The following is a 20,194-nucleotide window of genomic DNA, read 5'->3' on the forward strand; positions in this document are numbered from 1 at the left end:
TCGCCATGGCGGACGACAACGATGTGACCATTCCGGTCGAGATCTCGACGGACGGCGCATGCCTCGGCAACCCCGGTCCCGGCGGCTGGGGTGCCGTCCTGCGGTACAAGAGCCACGAAAAGCGGATCTCCGGACCGGAACCGGCAACCACCAACAACCGGATGGAACTCACCGCCGCCATCAAGGGCCTCGAGGCCGTCACCAAGCGATCGAAGGTGATCCTCTACACCGACAGCACCTACGTCCGGAACGGCATCATGAAGTGGGCCGCGGGCTGGCAGGCCAACGGTTGGCAGACGAAGGACAAGAAGCCCGTCAAGAACAGCGAGCTGTGGCGTGAACTCATCGCCCAGTGCGAGCGGCACGACGTCGAGTGGCGCTGGGTCAAAGGGCACGCGGGCGACCACTACAACGAGATCGCCGACGAACTGGCGACCTCTGCGGCACGCACCCTGAAGGAGCCCGTGTGACCGCCGCCGAACCGACATCCGGCGGGTTGATACCGGTCGCCCTTCTGCCCGAGCCTGACCCCTACATCTCCGAGGCAATCCTCACAGCCGGGGGCGAACTGACGGACCTCGACAGCGCGCGAGTCCTGGTCTGGACGGGCGACGTGGCCGGTTTCCCCGAGCCGCTGCCCGATCGCATCGAATGGGTCCAGCTGCGCCTGGCCGGTATCGAGTCGTTTCTGAACGCCGGGCTGCTCGACGACAAGCGGATCTGGACCAACGCGTCCGGCTTCTACGCCGAGAACGTCGCCGAACACGCCCTCGCCCTGCTCCTGACGGGTCTGCGGCAGATCAACACCGCGGTGCGGACGCGCTGGGACAAGGACGCCGTCGACACCTCGGTGCGCTCACTGCACGGATCGACGGTCGCCATCGTCGGCGCCGGCGGCATCGCCCGGTCACTGATCCCGAGGTTGGCCGCCTGCGGTGCCGCGGTGATCGCGGTCAACCGTTCCGGGCGAGACGTCGAAGGTGCGATGGAGACGTTGCCGTTCGATCGCCTCGACGAGGTGTGGTCGCGCGTCGACCACGTCGTACTCGCAGCGCCGTCGACCGACGAGACCCGGCACCTGATCAACGCGAAGTCCCTGGCCGCCATGCGCTCTCACGCGTGGTTGATCAACGTCGCCCGTGGGCCACTGGTCGATGAGGATGCCCTGCACCGGGCCCTGGTCGATGGGGAGATCGCGGGCGCCGCACTCGATGTCACCGATCCCGAACCACCTGCCACCGACAGTCCGCTGTGGGAGCTGCCGAACGTGATCATCACCCCCCACGTGGCGAACCCGTCGTCGGGCCTCAAGCGGACGCTGGCACCGTGGGTCGGCGAAAACCTCCGTCGCTTCGCGGCCGGCGGTGACGACATGCTCGCCAGGGTGGACCCGAACGCCAGCTACTGACTGCTCACTCCGACTCGTCGTCGTCGAGTTGCTCGAGTCGGGCTTCTTCGAGGTCGAGCAGATTCTGCGCGTGGGTCAACGACTGCGAGCTGTAGACACCGAGCTTCCTGGCCTTGAGCAGCGCCTCCCGTTCGGCGGCCAGCACCAGCAGCCGCAGCGCGAAGTACTGCGCCCGGCCCCGCTTGTTGGCGTCGGCAGCGTTCTCGTCTACGGCTTCGCGGCTCGATCTGACGCGGCCGACGATGCTGTCGGCCCGCACCAGATCGATCACCACGTCCGGTATCGGCTCACCCACCCCACCGAGCACCGCTGGGTCGACCAGCGCCTGCGACGCGGCGTCCTGCAATTCGGTGACCAGCTGTGAGTACTCGTCGCGCAGCCGCTCCGGATCGTCGGGGGCCACCTTCGCCATCCGGATCACGCTCGGGAGCGTGAACCCCTGCAGCAGCAGGGTCGTCGCGGCGACGACAAACGCGATCAGGATCAGCTGAGGTCGGTGCGGGGTGTCCTGGGGCAGGGTCTGCGCGGCGGCGACCGTGATCGCACCCCGCATCCCTGCCCACCCGAGCACCACTCCGCCGCGCCATCCGAGCGTCTCGTTGAGGTGGAACGCCAGATCGGCGGACACCCGCGCCACGCGCGTCTCCATGTAGTCCAGCCGACGCTGGGTGAACCGTTCATCAGGCTCTCGGGCGTCCAGACGGGCCTGGATCTCGTCGAGCCGCGACACCGCGTCGGATGCGCGCCTGGTGTCGCGGCGGAGCAACCCGACCATCGGGCCGACGAAGGCGATCCGGAGCGCGATCACGATGGCCGAAGCGACCAGACCGATCGCGACCGCGGTCCAGGTGCTGAACTGACTCTCCTGCACCTGTTCGACGGCCTTTTTGAGTTCCATCCCCATGAACAGGAACACCGCACCCTCGAGCAAGAACGCGAGGGTGCGCCAGTTGGTCGTCTCCGCGAGCCGATCCTGCGCCCGCAGATACCGCGATCCCAGGTGCCCGGTGATCAGGCCTGCAACCACCACCGAGAGCACTCCGGACGCGCCGACCTCCTCCGCGGGTATGTAGGCGATGAACGGCACAACCAGCGAGATGGCCGTCGTGAGCACCGAATCGTTCAGCAGACCACGGATCCGCACATTCACGTAGCCGACGATTGCACCGACGACCACGGCAGCCAGCACCGCGAAGACGAAGTCGCCCGCGACTCCCCAGAGGGTGACAGTGCCGCCCAGCGCGGCGACCGCCGAGCGGAGCAAGACCAGCGCCGAGGCGTCGTTCACGAGACCTTCACCCTCGAGCACAGCCACCACTCGTGAGGGCAAGCCGAGCTTCTTGCCCACCGATGTCGCAGCCACGGCGTCGGTCGGGCTGATCACCGCACCCAACGCCAAGGCGGCCGGCCAGCCGATGTCAGGGATCAGCGCGTGAAAGAACCAGCCGGTTCCGACGGTCGTGACCACGACAAGCACCACCGCGAGCGCGCTGATCGGTTTGAAGTTGCGGCGGAAGTCCTGGGCGGGCATGTTGACCGCCGCCGAATAGAGCAGCGGGGGCAGCACCCCGGCGAGGATCAACTCGGGCTGGACCTCCAGGTCCGGGACCCCGGGCACGAAACTGAGGCCGACGCCGACGATCACCAGCAGCAGCGGGGCGGCCACACCGAGACGCCCGGCGAAGACCGCCACGGCGACGATCGCGATGATCGCGACCACCCCGACGAGTGTCAGCTCCACGCGATCGTCTCCACCACTGGCGCCTCTCCTCTATTGCTGTGACCGGTCCGCTGTCGCTCCCCATCGTCCTGCATCGAATCCACCGGTGAGATGTGAACCCACCATCAATTCGCTGTGAGAGGTGCCCTGCGCGGTTCGCGTACCGTTTTCGGTGACGGTCGGAAACGGACATCACACACCGAAGGTGGTCATGCGAAACAGAACCGGACTGATCATGTCGATAGCCGGAGCAACGCTCATAGCCGGATGCGGCAGCGATTCCGGAAGCAGCACGGTGACAACGTCTGGGACCCCGTATCCACCGGGTTACTCGTCGTCCTCCGCCCCACCCGCGGTACAGCGCGACGCGGTTCCCGACGACCTCGTCACCGGCCTGGATGCGCCCTGGTCGATCACCTTCGCCGAGGGCAACCCACTGATCAGCGAACGCGACTCCGGCGACATCCTCGAGGTGACCGGCAACTCGACCCGCGTCGTCGGGGCCGTCGCAGACGTGGCCCCGGCCGGCGAAGGCGGCCTGCTCGGTCTGGCGGTGCAGGGCAGCGATCTCTACGTCTACTTCACCAGCGCAGACGGTGACAACCGGGTCGTGCGTTACCCCTTGACAGGGTCTGCAGGCACGCTCGGCCTCGGCGCACCCGAGGAAGTGATCGCGGGCATCCCCGGAGGACGCACGCACAACGGCGGGCGCATCGCGTTCGGGCCCGACGGCATGCTCTACATCAGCACCGGCGACGCCCAGGACCGACCGAGCGCGCAAGATCTGGGCAGTCTTTCCGGAAAGATCCTGCGGGTCAACGCCGACGGATCGGTTCCTGCGGACAACCCCTTCCCTGGCAATCCCGTGTGGTCGCTGGGCCATCGCAACGTGCAGGGTCTGGCCTGGGCCGCGGACGGCACGATGTTCTCGTCCGAGTACGGCCAGGACACGTGGGACGAGCTCAACGTCATCACCCGCGGCGGCAACTACGGGTGGCCGCAGGTCGAGGGGATGAACGGCGATGTGAGCGGCGACAACGTCTTCGTCGATCCCGTTCAGCAGTGGAATCCCGACGACGCCAGTCCGAGCGGGATGACGATCGCCGGCGACACCATCTACATCGCGAACCTCAAGGGCGAACGCCTCCGCGCCGTCCCGGTCAGCGATCCGGCCGGCGGCGACGACCTCTACGCAGGTGAATTCGGCCGCCTCCGCGATGTCGCGGTCGCGCCCGACGGGTCGCTGTGGTTCCTCACCAACAACACCGACGGGCGCGGCGACCCGAAAGACGGCGATGACCGGATCAAGCGGGTCGAGCTCGGCTGACCCACACACCGAAAATGTGCCCCTTTGGCGAACAAAACCGCAGCTGGGGTCCGCCAAAGGGGCACATCATCGGGGGCTACTTCCAGGCAGCCAAGACGTCGTTCGCGCGCTCGGCAAGCACCAGCTGGAACAACGGACCGAAGCTGACCCGGGCGATCCCGAGAGCGGCCAGCGCCGACTTCTCGTTGCTCACCGGATGTCCGATGGCGTTGACCGGCAACGGCAGCTCGCTGGTCAGCCGCTTGTGGACCTCGTCGGTGTGGAAGCCGACCGGGTAGAGCACATCGGCCCCGGCCGCGGCAGCCAACTTCAGACGCTCGATGGCTCGCTCGACGCGGTCGGACTCGTCACCGACCTGCTTGACGAACAGGTCGGTGCGGGCGTTGATGACCACGTGGACGTCGGTCGCGTCAGACGCTGCGCGCAGGGCACCCACGAAGTCGGCGTGCTCCTGGGCCTCGCGCAGCCGACCGCCTTCGCTGTGGACCGTGTCCTCGATGTTGAGGCCGACAGCGCCCGCGGTGATCAGGCCCTCGATGAGGCGCTTGGGATCTTCGCCGTACCCGGATTCGATGTCGACCGAGATCGGTACGTCGACGGCGTCCGTGATCTGCTTGATGCGGGTCGTCAGTTCGTCGAAGGTGATGCCTTCGTTGTCCGGCTTGCCGATCGAGTCGGACACGGGATGGCTGCCGACGGTCAGCGCGGTGAAACCCGCGGAGACGGCGAGGTTGGCCGACCAGGCGTCCCACACCGTCGGCAGGATCACCGGGTTGCCTGGCTGATGGAGTTCGAGCAGCGTCTTTGCCTTGCTTGAGAGATCAGTCATGTCTCCCACAACTACGCCGGATGGTCCGGACATTCCATGGTTTCGAACATCGCCCCGTGAATTCTTGTACTCGACTCAGGGACGGGATATGCGCGAGGGCGGTTCGCCGAACCGCCGACGATACGCCGCGGCGAACCGGCTCGGGCTCGAAAAACCCCATCGCGCAGAAACTTCCGCCACCGTTGTCGCACCACCTCGCATGGTGAGGTCGGCGTGTGCCCGGCTGAGCCGGATGTCTCGCAGCGTCGCGGTGGGGCTGGCCCCGACGTGTTCGGCGAATCCTTCTTGCAGTCGCCGCACGCTCGACCCACCCAACTCGGCCATGTCGGCCAGCGTCCATTCCCTGGCCGGATCGTCATGAAGCGCATCGAGAACTCTCTTGACCATTCGCGGCCGAAGGCCGGTTCCTGGTGTGTCGGGGGAGACCGCCACGATGAATGCCGTCGTCACTGCGCTGGCCAACTGCGGTCCGACCAGAGGATTCGCCAACAGGTCGGCGGGTTCGCGCAGCTGCGCTGTGAGCGCGCGGACAAGCGCAAACCAACTGCGTTCGTCGGGTCCGGTCAGATCCAGCTGATCGGGGAGCACCAATCGGGACCGCAGCGCCGTCGCCTGCACCCGGTCGGCTTCACGCTCGAGGTAATCGGCTTCGAACTTCACCCCGACCACCTGGCAATCCGCCGACCACCTGGTGATGGTCGACGGCCGCCCGGCGGTGAAGACGGTCGCCTGTCCCGGTTCGGACACTGTGCTCGCCGATCCTGACTGCGAGTCGAGGTGACCGGTGAGGGGGATGTTGATCTCGTACGCCCCCGGGTAGTCGCACGCGATCGAGACGTCGGTGCCCCAGTTCAGGCGTCCGATCGTCACCGGCCCGAGGTCGACGGTCCGCAAGTTCAGGGCCAACAGGTCGGGCGATGACAACGCCTCCAGTTCATGAGGGAAGTACACCTGTTCGACCGCCAGGTGCGCGGCTTCCCAATCACTGATGTGAGTGCTGCTCTGTCGGGACATCTGGGCTCTCGGTTCCATTCGTGCGTACCGGGGCTACGGCTGCATCTCCGATTGAACCCGCGATTCACAGCCCGTGCCAGCAGATGTGCGATGGAGATCACATTCGTCGCGCAATTTGTACCGACCTCGCGTATCGGGTGTCGCCCCGGCGGCTGTGCGGCCCCTACCGTCTCGTCACACCAGCTCCACCGAGCACCCTCCACATCAGCCAAGGAGACAACGATGACCAGCACTTTGTCCTGGATAGACGACATCACGATGACCGAACTAGAGCGCAATCCGTACCCGGTCTACGAGCGGCTGCGCAGTGAGGCGCCACTGGCCTATCTGCCCGTCCTCGGGTCGTACGTGGCAACCACTGCGGAGATCTGCCGGTCGATAGCGACGAGCCCGGACTTCGAAGCCGTCATCACCAAGGCCGGTGGACGCACTTTCGGCCATCCCGCGGTCATCGGGGTGAACGGCCCGATCCACGACGATCTCCGGTCGATGGTCGATCCGGCCCTGCAGCCGCAGGAGGTGGACCGCTGGATCGACGACCTCGTCCGACCCATCGCTCGCCGGTACCTAGCCGGGATCGAGGACAACGGCCGTGCAGAGCTGGTGGCGGACTATTGCGAGCCGGTCAGCGTCCGCGCTCTCGGTGATCTCCTCGGGCTTCAGACGGTGAGCTCCGACAAACTCCGCGAGTGGTTCCACAAACTGTCGAACTCGTTCACCAACGCCGGTGTCGACGAGGACGGCGAGTTCACCAATCCAGAGGGGTTCGCTGAAGCCGACGACGCCAAACGCGAGATCCGGTCCATCGTCGACCCGCTGATCGACAACTGGATCGACAGCCCCGACGACAGCGCCATCTCTCACTGGCTCCACGACGGGATGCCGGCCGGCCAGACCCGCGACCGCGACTACATCTACCCGACGCTCTACGTCTACCTCCTCGGCGCGATGCAGGAACCCGGGCATGCGATGTCATCGACACTGGTCGGTTTGTTCACCAGGCCGGATCAACTCGAGCAGGTGGTCGACGAGCCAGGACTGATCCCACGGGCCATCGCCGAAGGAATGCGCTGGACCTCACCGATCTGGTCAGCAACCGCGCGTATCAGCACGCGCGACGTCGAGGTGGCCGGCATCGATCTTCCGGAAGGTTCGGTGGTCTTGATGTCCTACGGATCCGCCAATCACGACGCCACCGTCTACGATGCGCCTTCGGACTACGACCTCACCCGCCCGCCGTTGCCGCACTTGGCATTCGGGGCAGGCAACCACGCCTGTGCCGGCATCTACTTCGCGAACCACGTGTGCCGGATCGGTCTGGAGGAGCTGTTCGAGTCCATCCCCAATCTCGAACGAGACACCGACAGCGACGTGGAGTTCTGGGGCTGGGGTTTTCGCGGCCCGACGTCGCTGCACACCACCTGGGAGGTGTGAGATGTCGGAACGGCCATTTCGGATCGACGCCGGTGACACCTCTGTCGAGTGCGACCCCGACCAGAAGATGCTGGACGCCTTCCTGAGGGCCGGGGTGTGGATACCGAACTCCTGCAACCAGGGCACCTGTGGAACCTGCAAGGTGCGGATCAGCACCGGTACGGTCGACACACCACCGCCGCTCGACACCGTGCTCTCGCATACCGAGCAGGAACAAGGATTCGTCCTCTCCTGCCAGTCGGTGCCGACCTCGAATCTGGAGATCGATTCTGTGACGGTCGATTCCAACGCACGGCACCACGTGCTGCGCGACATCTCCGGGACTGTCGGTTCTATTCGTCAGGTGGCCGACGACACCCTCACGGTCACGGTCATGCTCGATGAGCCACTCGAGTTCACCGCGGGCCAGTACGTCGAGTTGTCGATTCCGGGTACCGGCACCACCCGTCCGTACTCGATGGCGAACCCGCCCGGCCAGGACGGCGAACTGGAGTTCCACATCCGTCGGCAGCCCGGCGGGGCGGCCACGGACGGCTGGATCTTCGACGGCATGACCGTGGGCGAACCGGTGGCGATGACCGGGCCGTGGGGCGACTTCTGCTTCACCCCGGACGATCCGGACCTGGGATTGATTCTCCTGGCCGGCGGCACCGGACTGGCGCCACTCAAATCCATCGCCACCGCGGCGCTGGAACTCGATCCCGAGCGTGAGATCCACGTCTACCACGGGGTCCGGTTCGAGTCGGACCTCTACGACGTCGAGCACTGGCAGACCCTCGCAGCCAACCATCCGGGTGTGAACTACACACCCTGCCTCAGTCGCGGTCAGTGGTCCGGCCGCACCGGCTATGTCGGCGACGCCGTCATTGCCGACCTTCCCTCGTGCAAGAGCTTCTCGGCGTATCTGTGCGGCCCACCGGCGATGGTCGAAGCAGGCGTCAAAGCGCTCAAACGCCGGCGGATGTCACCACGTCGCATTCACCGGGAAAAGTACACACCCGCAATTCAGCTGAGCCCTGTCTGACGAGAGGTCGCCGCAGCTGGAGTCGAGCGACCGTCGATGTCGGTACCTCGACCTATCGTCGTCGCATGACCGATGCCGCCACACCATCCGCGCCCAGCTCGACGATGACAATCGGTGCGATAAATTTCGCGGCGGCCGATCCGGCGGCGCTTTCCGAGTTCTGGATCGCCGTGCTCGGCGGCGAGGCGGTGGGTGGCGACGGACACGACTACGTCTACGTCTCGGCGGCTCCGGGCGGGGTCCCGCTCTTCTTTCACCGCCGCGACGATAACCCGTCCGCGCCGGGGCCCATCCATCTCGACCTGAGCACGGAACCCGGACGCCGTGAAGAGCAGGTCGGGCGGATGCTCGAGCTGGGCGCCACCCGGGAATGGGACGTCCTCGACGAGGTCCCCTGGGTGGAGTGGACGACGATGGCCGATCCGGAGGGCAACCTGTTCTGTGTCAGCTGCCCCCGCACCTGACACCATGAACCAGTGACCGAGACCCCAGCCGCGCATGCTCTATGGCGCTCGGGCATAGGTCTGTCATTGTGGTTCACCGGCCCCGACGGTGAACCGTGCACCGGCCAGGTTCCCGACGGTCTGCCCGCACCCATCGCGGCAGCGGTCGGCACACGGGCGCTGCGCCGCACGATCGCGGTGGCCGGCCCCGGCTCCCTCCGTCGCGACATCGCCTCACTCACCCTCGGCCCCGCGGCCACCGTCGAACTGCTCCAATCGATCGATGCGCCGGACGAGGTCGGCGGCGAATTGCGGTATTACCGATTCCTGGTCGATTCCACCGAACGCTTCGTGCGCTCTGGGGCCGTAGCGCCGTCGGTCAACTGGGTGGCCGGAGAGTGGGCGGTGCGCTGGGCCCCGTTGACCACCGCGAGCTGGCGCAATTGGCTGTCCACAGCCGTCGCGGCGGCGCCCCCGGTGATCCTCGACAACGGGGAATCGACCGCGATCATGGACTTCTGCGGAGCGATCACAGACCAGTTGTGCCGCAACAGCTGCACCGACGTCCGGCCGACGTCCGTGCGTTCGTCCTTCGTTCGCGCCCTGCTCCCCGACACCGACGCACCCGCGATGTCGGCGGACAAGGCCGCGTCGGCAGCATCGGCGTGGGCGCAGTGGGCCGACGGACTCCGGCAGGGCGAATCGTCGCTGGTGTTGCGACTGAACGAGCCAGGTGGAGAAGAAGGCGAGGACGAGGACCAGTTCGAGTACGACGACACCCGCTGGCGACTGCAGGTGTGCAGGCGCACCCTCGACCGGCCCGACGAACCCGTCGAACTCCGCCGTCTCGACACCCACGAGATCGACCAGATCACCACCGACGTCGCCCGCGCGGTCCGCGCGTTCCCCGATCTGAAGTCTGCACTGCACGATGATCATTCGTTGGACTTCCTTCTCACCACCGACGTCGTGCTGAGCCTGCTCGACACCGGCGTCGCGGCCCTCGCCGAGGCCGGCTTCGAAGTCCTCCTTCCCCGCTCGATCGCGCATGTACGCCCCACGCTCGCGCTACGGGGAAAACCGGAAGGCGGTTCGCGGCAGCGCAACGTCATGGTCGGGCTCGGCGAGATACGGGACTTCCAGTGGCAACTGGCCCTCGGCGAGGACGTGCTGGACGCCTCCGAACTCGATGCGCTGGCGCGGCAGAAGGGAGACCTGGTCAAGGTCCGGGGTAAGTGGATCCGGGCCGACAACTCCGCACTGTCGCGGTCGGCATCCTTCATCCAGGCCCAACGCGCCCTCGCCGAATCAGGTCAGCCGGCGGACATGGGCGAACTGTTCAATCTGGTCACCGACGGTGACGACCGGCTGCCACTACCGGTGGCCCGGGTCGACGGGTTGTCGTGGCTCGACGAGATCAAACGCGTCGGCAGGATGGCACCCCCTTCTCTGCCCGCCCCGACCTCACTGAAAGCCGAACTCCGGCCCTACCAGCAGCGCGGTATGGAATGGCTGTGCCATCTCAGTTCACTGGGCATCGGGACGGTCCTCGCCGACGACATGGGTCTGGGCAAGACCATCCAGGTGCTGGCCCTGATGCGGGCCGAAGCGGAAGCCGCCGATCCTGCCGAGGAACGGGGCACCACGCTGCTGATCTGTCCGATGTCGGTGGTGGGCAACTGGGAACGGGAGATCGCGAGATTCGCACCCGACATCTCGGTGCTGATCCATCACGGACCGGCCCGGCTGCGCCAGCCACATTTCGGCCCCGCTGCGGCTCGGGTGGATGTCGTCATCACCACCTTCGCCATCGCCTCTCGCGACCGGAAGATGCTGAGCCCCATGACGTGGGACCGCCTCGTGGTCGATGAGGCGCAGCACATCAAGAACGTCGCGACCGCACAGTCCAAGGCGGTGCGCGCTCTCACCGCACGACACCGCATTGCCCTGACCGGTACTCCCGTCGAGAACCGGCTGGAGGATCTGCGGTCGGTCATCGACCTCGTCAACCCCGGGTTGCTCGGCACCGCGTCGACGTTCAAGTCGCGCTATGCCGAACCCATCGAACGCGAGCGGGACAAGGGCGCAGTGCGCCGGCTCAATGCCGTCACCTCGCCGTTCATCCTGCGCCGCGTCAAGACCGACCCCGCCGTCATCTCCGACCTCCCCGAAAAGACGGAGCTGACCGTACGCGCGAACCTCACCGTCGAACAGGCTGCGCTCTACCGTGCGGTCATCGACGACCTGATGAACGCCCTGGGCAAGGGCGAGGATCCGCAGGGCGGGAGTGAGCGGCGCAGAACGGTCTTCGCGGCATTGACGCGCCTGAAGCAGATCTGCAACCACCCGGCGCACTACCTCGGTGACGGCTCACCCATCATGCGCCGGAACGAGCACCGCTCGGGCAAGGTCGAGTTGCTGGCCGACATGCTCGAGAACATCGTCGCCGACGGCGAGCGGGCACTGGTCTTCACCCAGTTCACAGCCTTTGGCGACATGATGGCGCCATGGCTGGCCGACCGCATCGGCGCAGGCGTCTCGTTCCTGCACGGCAGCCTCAGTCGATCCGCGCGCGACACCCTGGTGACCGAGTTCAGTGAGGACGACGGCCCACCGGTCATGCTCGCATCGCTCAAGGCCGGCGGCACCGGCCTGAACCTGACTGCGGCCAATCACGTTGTCCACTTGGATCGTTGGTGGAATCCCGCCGTGGAGAACCAGGCCACCGACCGCGTCTACCGGATCGGGCAGCAACGCCGGGTCGAGGTGAGAAAGTTCGTGTGCGTCGGCACGCTGGAGGAACGCATCGACCAGCTCATCCGTGACAAACGTGAGCTGTCCGAACTCACCGTCACCACCGGCGAGAGCTGGCTCGCGGCATCGGACAACGATGAGCTCTACGAACTGATGCGGCTCGGCGACGAGGCGGTGAGCGAGTGAGTGCGAAGAAGAAGCCCGCGCCCCGGGGCTACGGCCTCACGCCGTGGTCGAAGGGATTCCTGCTGGCCGTCGAAACCCCTGCGGAACTGCGCAAGATCACCAAAGCCCGCACATACTTTCGCGACCGAAACGTCATCGACCTGGTCGTGCGATCTGGACGCGTGACCGGTCTGGTGCAAGGCAGCCAACTCGACCCGTTCGAGGTGGAGATCGAGGCAGGACCGGCCGACCCCGCGACCGTCGTGTCCATGCTCCGCGAGCGGGGCAAGGCCGACGAGCTCGTGTTGGTTACGCGCGGCAAGCAACCGGACACGTTGGGGTCATTGGTGATTCCTGCGGACTCGACGGACATACGCACCGAGTGCAGCTGTCCCGTGGACGACGACCGCTGCATTCACGTCCTGGCCGTCAGCTATGAGCTGGCCGCGACGATCGACAAGGAACCGGCGACCCTGTTGACCATCATGGGTGCGGACCTGCCACTGCTGCTCGCGCATCTGCGAGACAACGCCGACCGCCCTGACGAGCGGGCACCTGATGCGCCGGCCCCCTCGGAGGTCGACTTCTACGGCGACGGCCGCCAGCTACCCGGCCTGCCCCACCCACCGCCGCTGGATGTGCTGTCCGAACTCGACACCACCGCCCTGTCGGCGGCGTTGCGGCGATCCGGTGCAGCGGCGATGGATGTGGCGCAGGCGGTCGACGAACTGGCCGAGCTCTACGCCCGGATCACGCGATAGCGGCCTTGATGACGTCGGCCACGGGGGTCGAAGGTCGGCCGATCAGGCTCTGCAGATCTCCCGATTCGGTGTCCAGTTCGCCGCGCGAGATACCTGCATCCGCCCCGGCGAGCATCGTCGCCACTGGTTCTGGAAGGCCTGCCCCCACCAATGCTGCGGCATAGTCGCTCTCGGAGAGATCGGCATATGCGACGTCCTCACCCGAGACCTCAGCGACGATCTTCGCGAACTCCGCGTAGGTCAACCGCTCGTCGCCACCGAGTTCGTAGGTCTTGCCACCCTGGTCGTCGAGCGTCAGGACAGCAGCTGCCGCCGCGGCGAAGTCTGCACGGGACGCCGCTGCCAGCCGACCGTTGCCCGCCGCTCCATAGAGCGTTCCGGACTCGATGGCCTGGGGCAGAGCTGATCCGTAGTTCTCCCAGTACCAGCCGTTGCGCAGGAGCACCGACGGAATAGGCGAGGCTGCCAGTCGTTCTTCGGTGGCCAGATGCTCGGGTGCCAGCGAAACGCCGCTCGAGTCGGCTTTGAGCAAACTGGTGTAGGCGATCAGCGAGACGCCTGCTGCCTCGGCGGCGTCGATCACGTTGTTGTGCTGGGCTACGCGTTGCCCGACCTCCGAGCCGGAGATGAGCAGCAGTTTGTCGACGCCGGTGAGTGCGGACTCCAATGCTGCCCGATCGCTGTAATCGGCAACGCGAACAGTCACACCTTTGTCTGCGAGGGGTGCCGCCTTCGCGTTGTCGCGGACGATCGCGACGATCTCACCGGGAACCACACCCCGCTGGAGGAGATCGGTGATGACGAGACTGCCGAGTTGTCCGGTGGCTCCGGTTATCGCTGTGGTCATGGCGGTGCTCCAATTCGATTGGTTACAGAGTTCCTTGCTGAACTTCCCCAACAGTATGCACTTACTATTAGTAAGTGCAAGCTGCACGGTAACCATCCAGGTCATCACTGGGTTATGGTGGATCAATGACCGAGGACACGAGCAGTTCACTCGAGGCGGATGTGTTCGCCCGAGACTGTTCCTCGCGTGAAACCCTCCAAGGTGTCACTGGGCGGTGGGGCATTCTCGTGCTCGCCGCCCTCGGCGAGGGCAGCTACCGGTTCAGCGCGCTCCGGCGACGCGTGGACGGGGTCAGCGAGCGGATGCTCTCGCAAACCCTCCAGAATCTCGAGCGCGACGGCATGATCACCCGCACAGTTCTCGAGGCCATTCCACCCAAGGTGGAGTACGACCTCACCCCACTCGGGCGCGAGGTCGCCGATCGACTCGTCGGGTTGATCGAGGTCGTCCAGTCGAACATGGACGACGTCTACGCCTCGCGGAGCCGGTACGACAGCCGCTGACCGATCACGGTCTGGAATCGAATCTGCGATTCCGTAGCGCGGCGATTCTGGCTCCGACTAACTTGCAGGCAGTAGTAAATCAATTGCGGGTTCATCGGCAGGAGCAGGATGCGGCAGGCGCGAGCGGTCGGGGTGGTGATCGCTTCGATACTCCTGTGCGTCGGAACCGTCCTCGGCACGGGGGCGGCGGCCGCCAAAGATCCACTACCCGTGACCTACAACTTCTTCGCCGGCATCCCGAACGAGCTGGCGAATCCCGGTGGTTCGCTGCCCGGGGCCAACGACTGGAACTGCAAGCCGTCTCCCGAGCACCCGGAGCCAGTCGTGTTGGTGCACGGTACCGGCGGCGGCGCCCAGACCAACTGGGGCACCTACGTCCCGCTCCTCGCCAACAATGGCTACTGCGTCTACACCCTCAACTACGGAACCATTCCGGGCGCTCCCTGGCCGATCAGCGCGATCGGCGGGTTCGGTCCCATAGAGAAGAGCGCCGCAGAGCTGTCTGCGTTCGTCGACCGGGTTCGTAAGTCCACCGGCGCGAAGAAGGTCGACATCGTCGGCCATTCACAGGGCACCCTGATGCCGACCTACTGGATCAAGTTCCTCGGCGGCGCCGACAAGGTCGACAAGTACATCTCACTCGCGCCGCTGTGGAACGGCACCAACGTGGCCGCGGCAAGCGAACTGACCGTATACGCGAAAGCCCTCGGTATCGATCAGCTCCAGCAGGACACCATCGGAATGCTCTGCGGGGCATGCCTTCAGATGGCCAAGGGTTCGGACATGATGAAGAGGCTGCAGGCAGGCGGCATCCTCGATCCCGACATCACCTACACCAACATCATGACTCGCTTCGACGAGCTCATCGTCCCGTACACGAGCGGATCCCTGCGGGCCGCGAACTCCACCAACATCGTGGTGCAGGACGGCTGCTCGCAGGACTATTCGGAGCACGCGGGCGTCGCCGGGTCGCGACGTGCAGCCACGTTCGTGCTCAACGCCCTCGACCCCGAGCATCCGCGCGCGGTGCCCTGCGAGCTGGCCCTGCCCTTCACCGGTTGAGCTTTCCCGTCGAGCGTCCCGAGGTGGTCGCGACGCCGATGAGTTTTTTCGCGGTCGCTGGTCTCCATTGACAACACCATCGACAAAGGAGCGAACATGACCACCGCCGCCAACCACGAAGCAACCGCTGCACCGACTTCAACCCCCGTGATCAGCCGCCGGGCACACCTGGCCGGATGGATCGTCACCGGAATCATCAGTGCGCTTCTTCTCGCCGACGCCGTCTCGCACATCCTGATGCCGCAGGGCGTCAAAGATGCGTCCTACGATCTCGGCTTCACCGATGGCGACATCCTCGCGATGGGGCTCGTGCTCCTGGGATGCCTTGCGCTGTATCTGTTCCCGCGCACAGCTATTCTCGGCGCAGTATTGCTGACCGGCTACTTCGGCGGAGCGGTGACCGCTCTGATGGTCTCGGAGGAATCCTTCGCCGCGGGCGTCGTCATGCCGATTCTCGCCGGTGCCATCGTGTGGGCCGGACTCTGGCTTCGCAACGAGACCGTCCGTTCGATGCTCCCCCTGCACCACAGCTGAAGGCTGCGTGCGCTCACACCACGGGCGGCCCGACGTACCTGGCGCTCGGTCGGATGATCTTCCGGTCCTCGGCCTGTTCGAGGATGTTCGCGCACCAACCGATGACTCGGCTGACCGCAAAGGTCGGGGTGAACATCGTCCGCGGCACCCCACATCGGTCCATCACGACACCGGCGTAGAACTCGACGTTGGCGTAAAGACGGCGGTCCGGGCATGCCTCGGCAAGGACTGCGACCACGTCCTTCTCCACCTGCACCGCGAAGTCGACCAAAGGACCGCCCAGATCGATCGCGATGTCGCGCAGCATGTCCGAGCGCGGATCGGCGGTTCGGTACACGGCGTGACCGAAGCCCATGATCCGGCTGCGTTGCGCGAGTTGTCCTTTCGCCCACGTGGCGGCATCCCCGACCTCCGCGATCTCGTCGAGCGCATCGAGTGCCCGGTCCGGAGCGCCACCGTGCAACGGTCCGGAGAATGCCCCGATCGCACCGCAGACCGCGGAGACCACGTCGGCACCCGTCGAAGCGATGACGCGACCGGTGAATGTGGAGGCGTTGAAGCCATGGTCGATCGTCGCGATCATGTACTGCTCGATGGCCCGCGCCGCCTTGGGCTCGGGTTCGTTCCCGGATAGGCAATAGAGCCAGTTCTGCGCGGTCGACAGATCATCGCGGGGTGCTACCGGATCTTCTCCACGTCGGATCCGATGCAGTGCGGCGAGAATGGTCGGGGTGACCGCGGCGGTGGCCAGCGCGTCGGCGATCCGCTGCTCTGGGCTCGAGTCCCACATGGGGAGACTGTGGCGCGTGAGTGCGGTAGCCGACAAGATCGTCCGCAATCCGGCGAGCAACTGGCGTTCGCCGCCGGCGAGGGCCACGGTTCGCAGCAGAGACGTCAACTCGGATGGGATCGTGCGGAGCGTTTTTGTCGCGGTGCAGAAGGCGGCCAACTCGCCGGGGTCGGGAAGCCTGCCGTACGCGAAGAGGTGCCACACCTCTTCGAAACTCCGGCTGGTCGCGAGCTCGATCGCCGAGTACTCGCGATACTGGTAGAAGCCTTCATCTCCGTTGACATCGCCGACCTTCGTATCGGCCACCACGACGTTACTCAATCCTGGTGGTGCCACCATCATCGACATCGCACTCTCTCCGCTCTATGTTCTGACGTTGTCCTACAGAGACATTCGACCTGGAGACCGATGTATGTCAATATTGATCAAATCAATGTTCTAGGAGGAGAGATGCCTGGTAGGCCCCCTGCGCGCCGGCGCGGCCCCACCACACCGCTTCGCCACGACGGCCGCGACTACCTGACCACCGCTCAGGTGTGCCGCATGCTCGGGGTCAAACCACAGACGGTGTACGCCTATGTCAGTCGTGGTCACCTCACCAGTGGGCGGATCGAGGGTGTGCGCGGAAGCGTCTTCCTCGTCGACGATGTGGATGCACTCACCCGGCGGTCCGTGAGCAGACCGCCGGCCGGCATGGTCGAGCGGATCCGTACTCACATCACGCTCATCGACGATGATCATCTCTACTATCGCGGTCAGGATGCGACCTTCCTCGCTGCCGAAAGCGACTTCGAGAAGGTTTCGGAACTACTGTGGGGGCTTCGGCCGGGGCGAGAATCACAGTTGTTGCCACAAAGTAGTTTTCGACAGATCAATGGCCTGCGGCGCGCACAGGACCGGCGCATCGACGTCATCCGCATCGTGGTGGATGTGCTCGGTTCCCGGGACAGGTTCCGCCACCAGAACGCACCCGCGGACGTCGTCGCCCGGACCCGCGACATCTACGCCAACGCGCTCAGCGCTCTCCCCCTTCTCCACGGTCGCGCGGTCCGGGGCAACAGCTTCGCTGCACACCTCTGGCCGCGGCTCACGGAGCTCCCAGCCAACCCCAGACGTGTCCGGGTACTCAACGCCGCGCTGGTACTACTCGCCGATCACGACCTGTCGGCGGGCACCGTCGCCGCCCGGGTGGCAGCAAGCGCACGCGGGAGCATCTATTCGGTGATCAGCGCCGGACTCGGCGCCCTGGACGGGACGCTGCACGGTGGCGCGGCGGCACAGGCCTATCGCCTCCTCACAGCAGCGCTCCGAGATCCTGTCGAGGCACTCGCCTCGTACACCGCCGCGGGTCTGCCGGTTCCTGGCTGCGGGCACGTGGTCTACCAGCATCGCGACCCGCGTGCGGAGACCTTGTTCGCGATGCTCGCGGCCACGTCCGGTGGCGATCCAGCAGTGGCCGTCGCCCTCGACGACCTGCGTCAGCAGTTGGCGCGCACCGGTGCTGGTTTCATGAACTCGGATATGGCATTGGCCGCGCTGGCTGTGCGCTTCCACATGGGTCCGGATGCCTGCGAGACCATCTTCGCCCTGGCTCGCATCACCGGATGGGTGGCGCATGCGCTCGAGGAATATCAGGAACCGCGGCTGCGCTTTCGCCCCGAGGGCGTGTACGTCGGTGTGCGTCCGTGAACCGTCCACCCACCGTGGAAGGATCGGCAGCATGACTTCTGATGACACCACCGGCGACAGCCACTCACGTTACGAACCCGGACTACAGGTACGCCGTGAGGTGATGGGCGACGAATTCGTCGACAGGGCCCTGTCTCGAACACGGGGCACCGAATCCGAGGCAGTACAGACAGCCATCACCGACCTGGTCTGGGGTGGGGTCTGGACCCGGCCCGGCCTCGAACGACGAGATCGCAGCCTGCTCAACATCGGCTTGCTGACAGCCCTGCGTGCACATGAAGAACTCGCCGGACATGTACGGGGTGCGCTTCGAAACGGTTTGTCCCGCACAGAGATCACCGAAGCAGTCATCCACACCAGTGGATACTGCGGCGCCCCGGCCGCGATGTCGGCCATGCGGATCGTGCAAGACGTCTTCGACAACACCCCTGCGGACTGACAAGTGCGCACCCTCGGCATCGATCTGGCCTCCCAGCCAGAACGCACAGCTATGGCGACGGTCGAGTGGTCCTCTACCGGCGCAAAGGTCGTCGATGTACGCACCACGGTCACAGACGTAATGATCGTGGACGCATTGGGTACCGCCGACCGGGCGGGCATCGACGGGCCGTTCGGCTGGCCCGATGCTTTTGTCGACGTGGTGTCGGCCCATCACGTGTACGACAGCGCGCGCGAGAACACATTGTTCACCGAACCCGGCGTCACGCGCTTCGTCCGCCGAATGACCGATGAATGGGTGCGTGCCCGAACGGGTTTGGTCCCGTTGAGCGTGTCGGCCGACCGCATCGCCTACGTCGCACTGCGAGCAGTCCGCCTACTCGCCCGAGTTGATGGCCCAGCATTCGACGCCGGCCGGGTCAACGGAACCGCCGTCGAGGCATATCCCGCTGCGGCATTGAAGGTCTGGGGATTGAGTCACAACAAGTACAAGGGAAAGACCAATGGTGAGGTACTCGCCCGGTTGATCGACGAACTGTGCGCTCTCGCACCCTGGCTCGACTTCGGGCCACACCGTGCACTGTGCACCGCGAGCGACGATGCATTCGATGCGGTGATCACCGCACTGATCGCTCGCGCCGCGGCCCTCGGGATGACCGAATTGCCCGACGCAGCGCAATTACCCGTGGCCCAGAGGGAGGGCTGGATCCACGTGCCCAATCGATCACTGAGCGCGCTCGCCCCGAGCTAGCCGTCCTGCGCGTCCAGCTTCGCTGCAATATCCGAGGGAAATCCACCGGTGGCGAGCGGGCCCCACCGCGTCGGGGTGATACGAATCAACGACTTGTTCTGCAGCCGCATCGCGGCCCGGTACTCGTCCCAGTCGGGATGCTCGCCGGAAATGCTGCGGAAGTAGTCGACCAATGCGTCCTCGGCCTCGGGCATGTTCAAGACCTCCGCCGTGCCATCGACCTGTACCCAAGCACCATTCCAGTCGTCTGAGACGACGCAGACGCTGACGTTCTCGTCCCGGCTCGCGTTGGTGGCCTTCGCGCGACCCGGGTACGTCGAGATAACGATGCGCCCCTGGTCATCGACCCCGCCGGTCACCGGCGAGAGCTGCGGCCCACCATTCTTCCGAACGGTGCTGAGCAGCATCTTGTGCCGCGGTCGGATGAAATCCAGCAGGGCAGCGAGATCGACATCGGTGTTCGTTGCAACTGTGCGAGCCATGCCCTCCACCCTAGCCGCGGTGTGTCGGCCACCGTCCACCCGAATTTGCACCACCCACCGGTTATTGCTGGTGGGCGCCCCGAAAACGGGTGGGTGGGACAGCGAGTGGAGTACCAATCCCAGACGCGTAGATCACGCCATGACCCACCCGAATTTGCAACACCCACCGGTTATTACCGGTGGCCGCCCCGAAAACGGGTGGGTGGAGCGCGCAGCCGT

The 20,194-nt window shown here is 65.6% G+C and carries 20 protein-coding genes; 14 read left to right on the forward strand and 6 right to left on the reverse strand.

All coding sequences use genetic code 11. The annotated features are described in order from the left end of the window. Nucleotides 1-5: 5 nt before the first annotated feature. The gene (gene rnhA, locus BH683_RS27835; RefSeq protein WP_084839514.1) at nt 6-470 is read left to right on the forward strand and encodes a ribonuclease HI; all 465 of its coding nucleotides are present in this window, start codon (nt 6-8) and stop codon (nt 468-470) included. A 26-nt stretch (nt 471-496) separates the two neighbouring features. Then, nucleotides 497-1,408, forward strand: coding sequence for a D-isomer specific 2-hydroxyacid dehydrogenase family protein (locus BH683_RS27840; protein ID WP_084839645.1), 912 nt, complete (start codon nt 497-499; stop codon nt 1,406-1,408). A gap of 4 nt (nt 1,409-1,412) precedes the next feature. On the opposite strand, the gene BH683_RS27845 is transcribed toward BH683_RS27840, so the two are convergent. Then, on the reverse strand, nt 1,413-3,149 hold the full coding sequence (locus tag BH683_RS27845; protein ID WP_084839515.1) for a sodium:proton antiporter: 1,737 nt from the start codon (nt 3,147-3,149) through the stop codon (nt 1,413-1,415). A 190-nt stretch (nt 3,150-3,339) separates the two neighbouring features. On the opposite strand from BH683_RS27845, the gene BH683_RS27850 reads away from it, so the two are divergent. Continuing rightward, nucleotides 3,340-4,455, forward strand: a complete 1,116-nt coding sequence (locus BH683_RS27850) for a PQQ-dependent sugar dehydrogenase (protein ID WP_084839646.1) — start codon at nt 3,340-3,342, stop codon at nt 4,453-4,455. A 76-nt stretch (nt 4,456-4,531) separates the two neighbouring features. Here BH683_RS27850 and BH683_RS27855 read toward each other — a convergent pair whose 3' ends face one another. Next, entirely contained in the window at nt 4,532-5,284 is a 753-nt protein-coding gene (locus tag BH683_RS27855) for an isocitrate lyase/phosphoenolpyruvate mutase family protein (RefSeq protein ID WP_084839647.1), read from the reverse strand. Nucleotides 5,285-5,359: 75 nt separating this feature from the next. After that, the gene (locus tag BH683_RS27860) at nt 5,360-6,298 is read right to left on the reverse strand and encodes an AraC family transcriptional regulator (protein ID WP_084839648.1); all 939 of its coding nucleotides are present in this window, start codon (nt 6,296-6,298) and stop codon (nt 5,360-5,362) included. A 222-nt stretch (nt 6,299-6,520) separates the two neighbouring features. On the opposite strand from BH683_RS27860, the gene BH683_RS27865 reads away from it, so the two are divergent. The 5 genes from BH683_RS27865 (at nt 6,521) to BH683_RS27885 (ending at nt 12,879) form a co-directional block, all read left to right on the forward strand. Continuing rightward, complete coding sequence (locus BH683_RS27865) at nt 6,521-7,732, forward strand: cytochrome P450 (protein WP_084839649.1); 1,212 nt, start codon at nt 6,521-6,523, stop codon at nt 7,730-7,732. Between the two features lies 1 nt (nt 7,733). Further along, nucleotides 7,734-8,756: a 2Fe-2S iron-sulfur cluster-binding protein gene (locus BH683_RS27870; RefSeq protein ID WP_084839516.1), complete on the forward strand. Its 1,023-nt coding sequence runs from the start codon at nt 7,734-7,736 to the stop codon at nt 8,754-8,756. A gap of 65 nt (nt 8,757-8,821) precedes the next feature. Next, nucleotides 8,822-9,220: a VOC family protein gene (locus BH683_RS27875; protein ID WP_084839517.1), complete on the forward strand. Its 399-nt coding sequence runs from the start codon at nt 8,822-8,824 to the stop codon at nt 9,218-9,220. A 12-nt stretch (nt 9,221-9,232) separates the two neighbouring features. Then, the gene (locus BH683_RS27880) at nt 9,233-12,139 is read left to right on the forward strand and encodes a DEAD/DEAH box helicase (protein ID WP_084839518.1); all 2,907 of its coding nucleotides are present in this window, start codon (nt 9,233-9,235) and stop codon (nt 12,137-12,139) included. After that, nucleotides 12,136-12,879, forward strand: coding sequence for an SWIM zinc finger family protein (locus BH683_RS27885; protein WP_084839519.1), 744 nt, complete (start codon nt 12,136-12,138; stop codon nt 12,877-12,879). The genes BH683_RS27880 and BH683_RS27885 overlap by 4 nt, the downstream gene beginning before the upstream one ends. Here the strand turns inward: BH683_RS27885 and BH683_RS27890 are convergent. After that, nucleotides 12,869-13,726: an SDR family oxidoreductase gene (locus tag BH683_RS27890; RefSeq protein WP_084839520.1), complete on the reverse strand. Its 858-nt coding sequence runs from the start codon at nt 13,724-13,726 to the stop codon at nt 12,869-12,871. The two genes, BH683_RS27885 and BH683_RS27890, sit on opposite strands and share 11 nt — an antisense overlap. Before the next feature lie 125 nt (nt 13,727-13,851). Between BH683_RS27890 and BH683_RS27895 the strand changes: the two genes are divergently transcribed. From BH683_RS27895 to BH683_RS27905, 3 genes are all read left to right on the forward strand, one after another. Continuing rightward, nucleotides 13,852-14,229, forward strand: a complete 378-nt coding sequence (locus BH683_RS27895) for a helix-turn-helix domain-containing protein (protein ID WP_084839521.1) — start codon at nt 13,852-13,854, stop codon at nt 14,227-14,229. Between the two features lie 108 nt (nt 14,230-14,337). Continuing rightward, nucleotides 14,338-15,291 (forward strand): alpha/beta fold hydrolase, encoded by a 954-nt coding sequence (locus BH683_RS27900; protein WP_084839522.1) that lies wholly within the window; start codon nt 14,338-14,340, stop codon nt 15,289-15,291. A gap of 96 nt (nt 15,292-15,387) precedes the next feature. Beyond that, nucleotides 15,388-15,825: a DoxX family protein gene (locus BH683_RS27905; RefSeq protein ID WP_084839523.1), complete on the forward strand. Its 438-nt coding sequence runs from the start codon at nt 15,388-15,390 to the stop codon at nt 15,823-15,825. A 13-nt stretch (nt 15,826-15,838) separates the two neighbouring features. Here BH683_RS27905 and BH683_RS27910 read toward each other — a convergent pair whose 3' ends face one another. Beyond that, on the reverse strand, nt 15,839-16,963 hold the full coding sequence (locus BH683_RS27910) for a citrate/2-methylcitrate synthase (protein WP_084839524.1): 1,125 nt from the start codon (nt 16,961-16,963) through the stop codon (nt 15,839-15,841). 102 nt (nt 16,964-17,065) lie between these two features. On the opposite strand from BH683_RS27910, the gene BH683_RS27915 reads away from it, so the two are divergent. The 3 genes from BH683_RS27915 to BH683_RS27925 are packed head-to-tail and all read left to right on the forward strand — an operon-like array spanning nt 17,066 to nt 19,493. Further along, complete coding sequence (locus tag BH683_RS27915; RefSeq protein ID WP_084839525.1) at nt 17,066-18,304, forward strand: citrate synthase; 1,239 nt, start codon at nt 17,066-17,068, stop codon at nt 18,302-18,304. A gap of 31 nt (nt 18,305-18,335) precedes the next feature. Then, the gene (locus BH683_RS27920; protein ID WP_084839526.1) at nt 18,336-18,743 is read left to right on the forward strand and encodes a carboxymuconolactone decarboxylase family protein; all 408 of its coding nucleotides are present in this window, start codon (nt 18,336-18,338) and stop codon (nt 18,741-18,743) included. 3 nt (nt 18,744-18,746) lie between these two features. Continuing rightward, on the forward strand, nt 18,747-19,493 hold the full coding sequence (locus BH683_RS27925) for a DUF429 domain-containing protein (protein WP_084839527.1): 747 nt from the start codon (nt 18,747-18,749) through the stop codon (nt 19,491-19,493). On the opposite strand, the gene BH683_RS27930 is transcribed toward BH683_RS27925, so the two are convergent. Continuing rightward, a complete protein-coding gene (locus BH683_RS27930; RefSeq protein WP_084839528.1) occupies nt 19,490-19,975 on the reverse strand; it encodes a PPOX class F420-dependent oxidoreductase in 486 nt (161 codons plus the stop codon). The two genes, BH683_RS27925 and BH683_RS27930, sit on opposite strands and share 4 nt — an antisense overlap. Nucleotides 19,976-20,194 lie beyond the last annotated feature (219 nt).

The sequence above is a fragment of the Williamsia sp. 1138 genome, assembly GCF_002095435.2.
Taxonomy (GTDB): Bacteria; Actinomycetota; Actinomycetes; order Mycobacteriales; family Mycobacteriaceae; genus Williamsia.

Coding starts and splice junctions, on each gene's coding strand:
- rnhA (WP_084839514.1), top strand. CDS start 6: ATGGCGGACGACAACGATGTGACCATTCCGGTCGAGATCTCGACGGAC.
- BH683_RS27850 (WP_084839646.1), top strand. CDS start 3,340: ATGCGAAACAGAACCGGACTGATCATGTCGATAGCCGGAGCAACGCTC.
- BH683_RS27855 (WP_084839647.1), bottom strand. CDS start 5,284: ATGACTGATCTCTCAAGCAAGGCAAAGACGCTGCTCGAACTCCATCAG.
- BH683_RS27860 (WP_084839648.1), bottom strand. CDS start 6,298: ATGTCCCGACAGAGCAGCACTCACATCAGTGATTGGGAAGCCGCGCAC.
- BH683_RS27865 (WP_084839649.1), top strand. CDS start 6,521: ATGACCAGCACTTTGTCCTGGATAGACGACATCACGATGACCGAACTA.
- BH683_RS27870 (WP_084839516.1), top strand. CDS start 7,734: ATGTCGGAACGGCCATTTCGGATCGACGCCGGTGACACCTCTGTCGAG.
- BH683_RS27875 (WP_084839517.1), top strand. CDS start 8,822: ATGACCGATGCCGCCACACCATCCGCGCCCAGCTCGACGATGACAATC.
- BH683_RS27890 (WP_084839520.1), bottom strand. CDS start 13,726: ATGACCACAGCGATAACCGGAGCCACCGGACAACTCGGCAGTCTCGTC.
- BH683_RS27895 (WP_084839521.1), top strand. CDS start 13,852: ATGACCGAGGACACGAGCAGTTCACTCGAGGCGGATGTGTTCGCCCGA.
- BH683_RS27900 (WP_084839522.1), top strand. CDS start 14,338: ATGCGGCAGGCGCGAGCGGTCGGGGTGGTGATCGCTTCGATACTCCTG.
- BH683_RS27905 (WP_084839523.1), top strand. CDS start 15,388: ATGACCACCGCCGCCAACCACGAAGCAACCGCTGCACCGACTTCAACC.
- BH683_RS27910 (WP_084839524.1), bottom strand. CDS start 16,963: ATGTCGATGATGGTGGCACCACCAGGATTGAGTAACGTCGTGGTGGCC.
- BH683_RS27915 (WP_084839525.1), top strand. CDS start 17,066: ATGCCTGGTAGGCCCCCTGCGCGCCGGCGCGGCCCCACCACACCGCTT.
- BH683_RS27920 (WP_084839526.1), top strand. CDS start 18,336: ATGACTTCTGATGACACCACCGGCGACAGCCACTCACGTTACGAACCC.
- BH683_RS27930 (WP_084839528.1), bottom strand. CDS start 19,975: ATGGCTCGCACAGTTGCAACGAACACCGATGTCGATCTCGCTGCCCTG.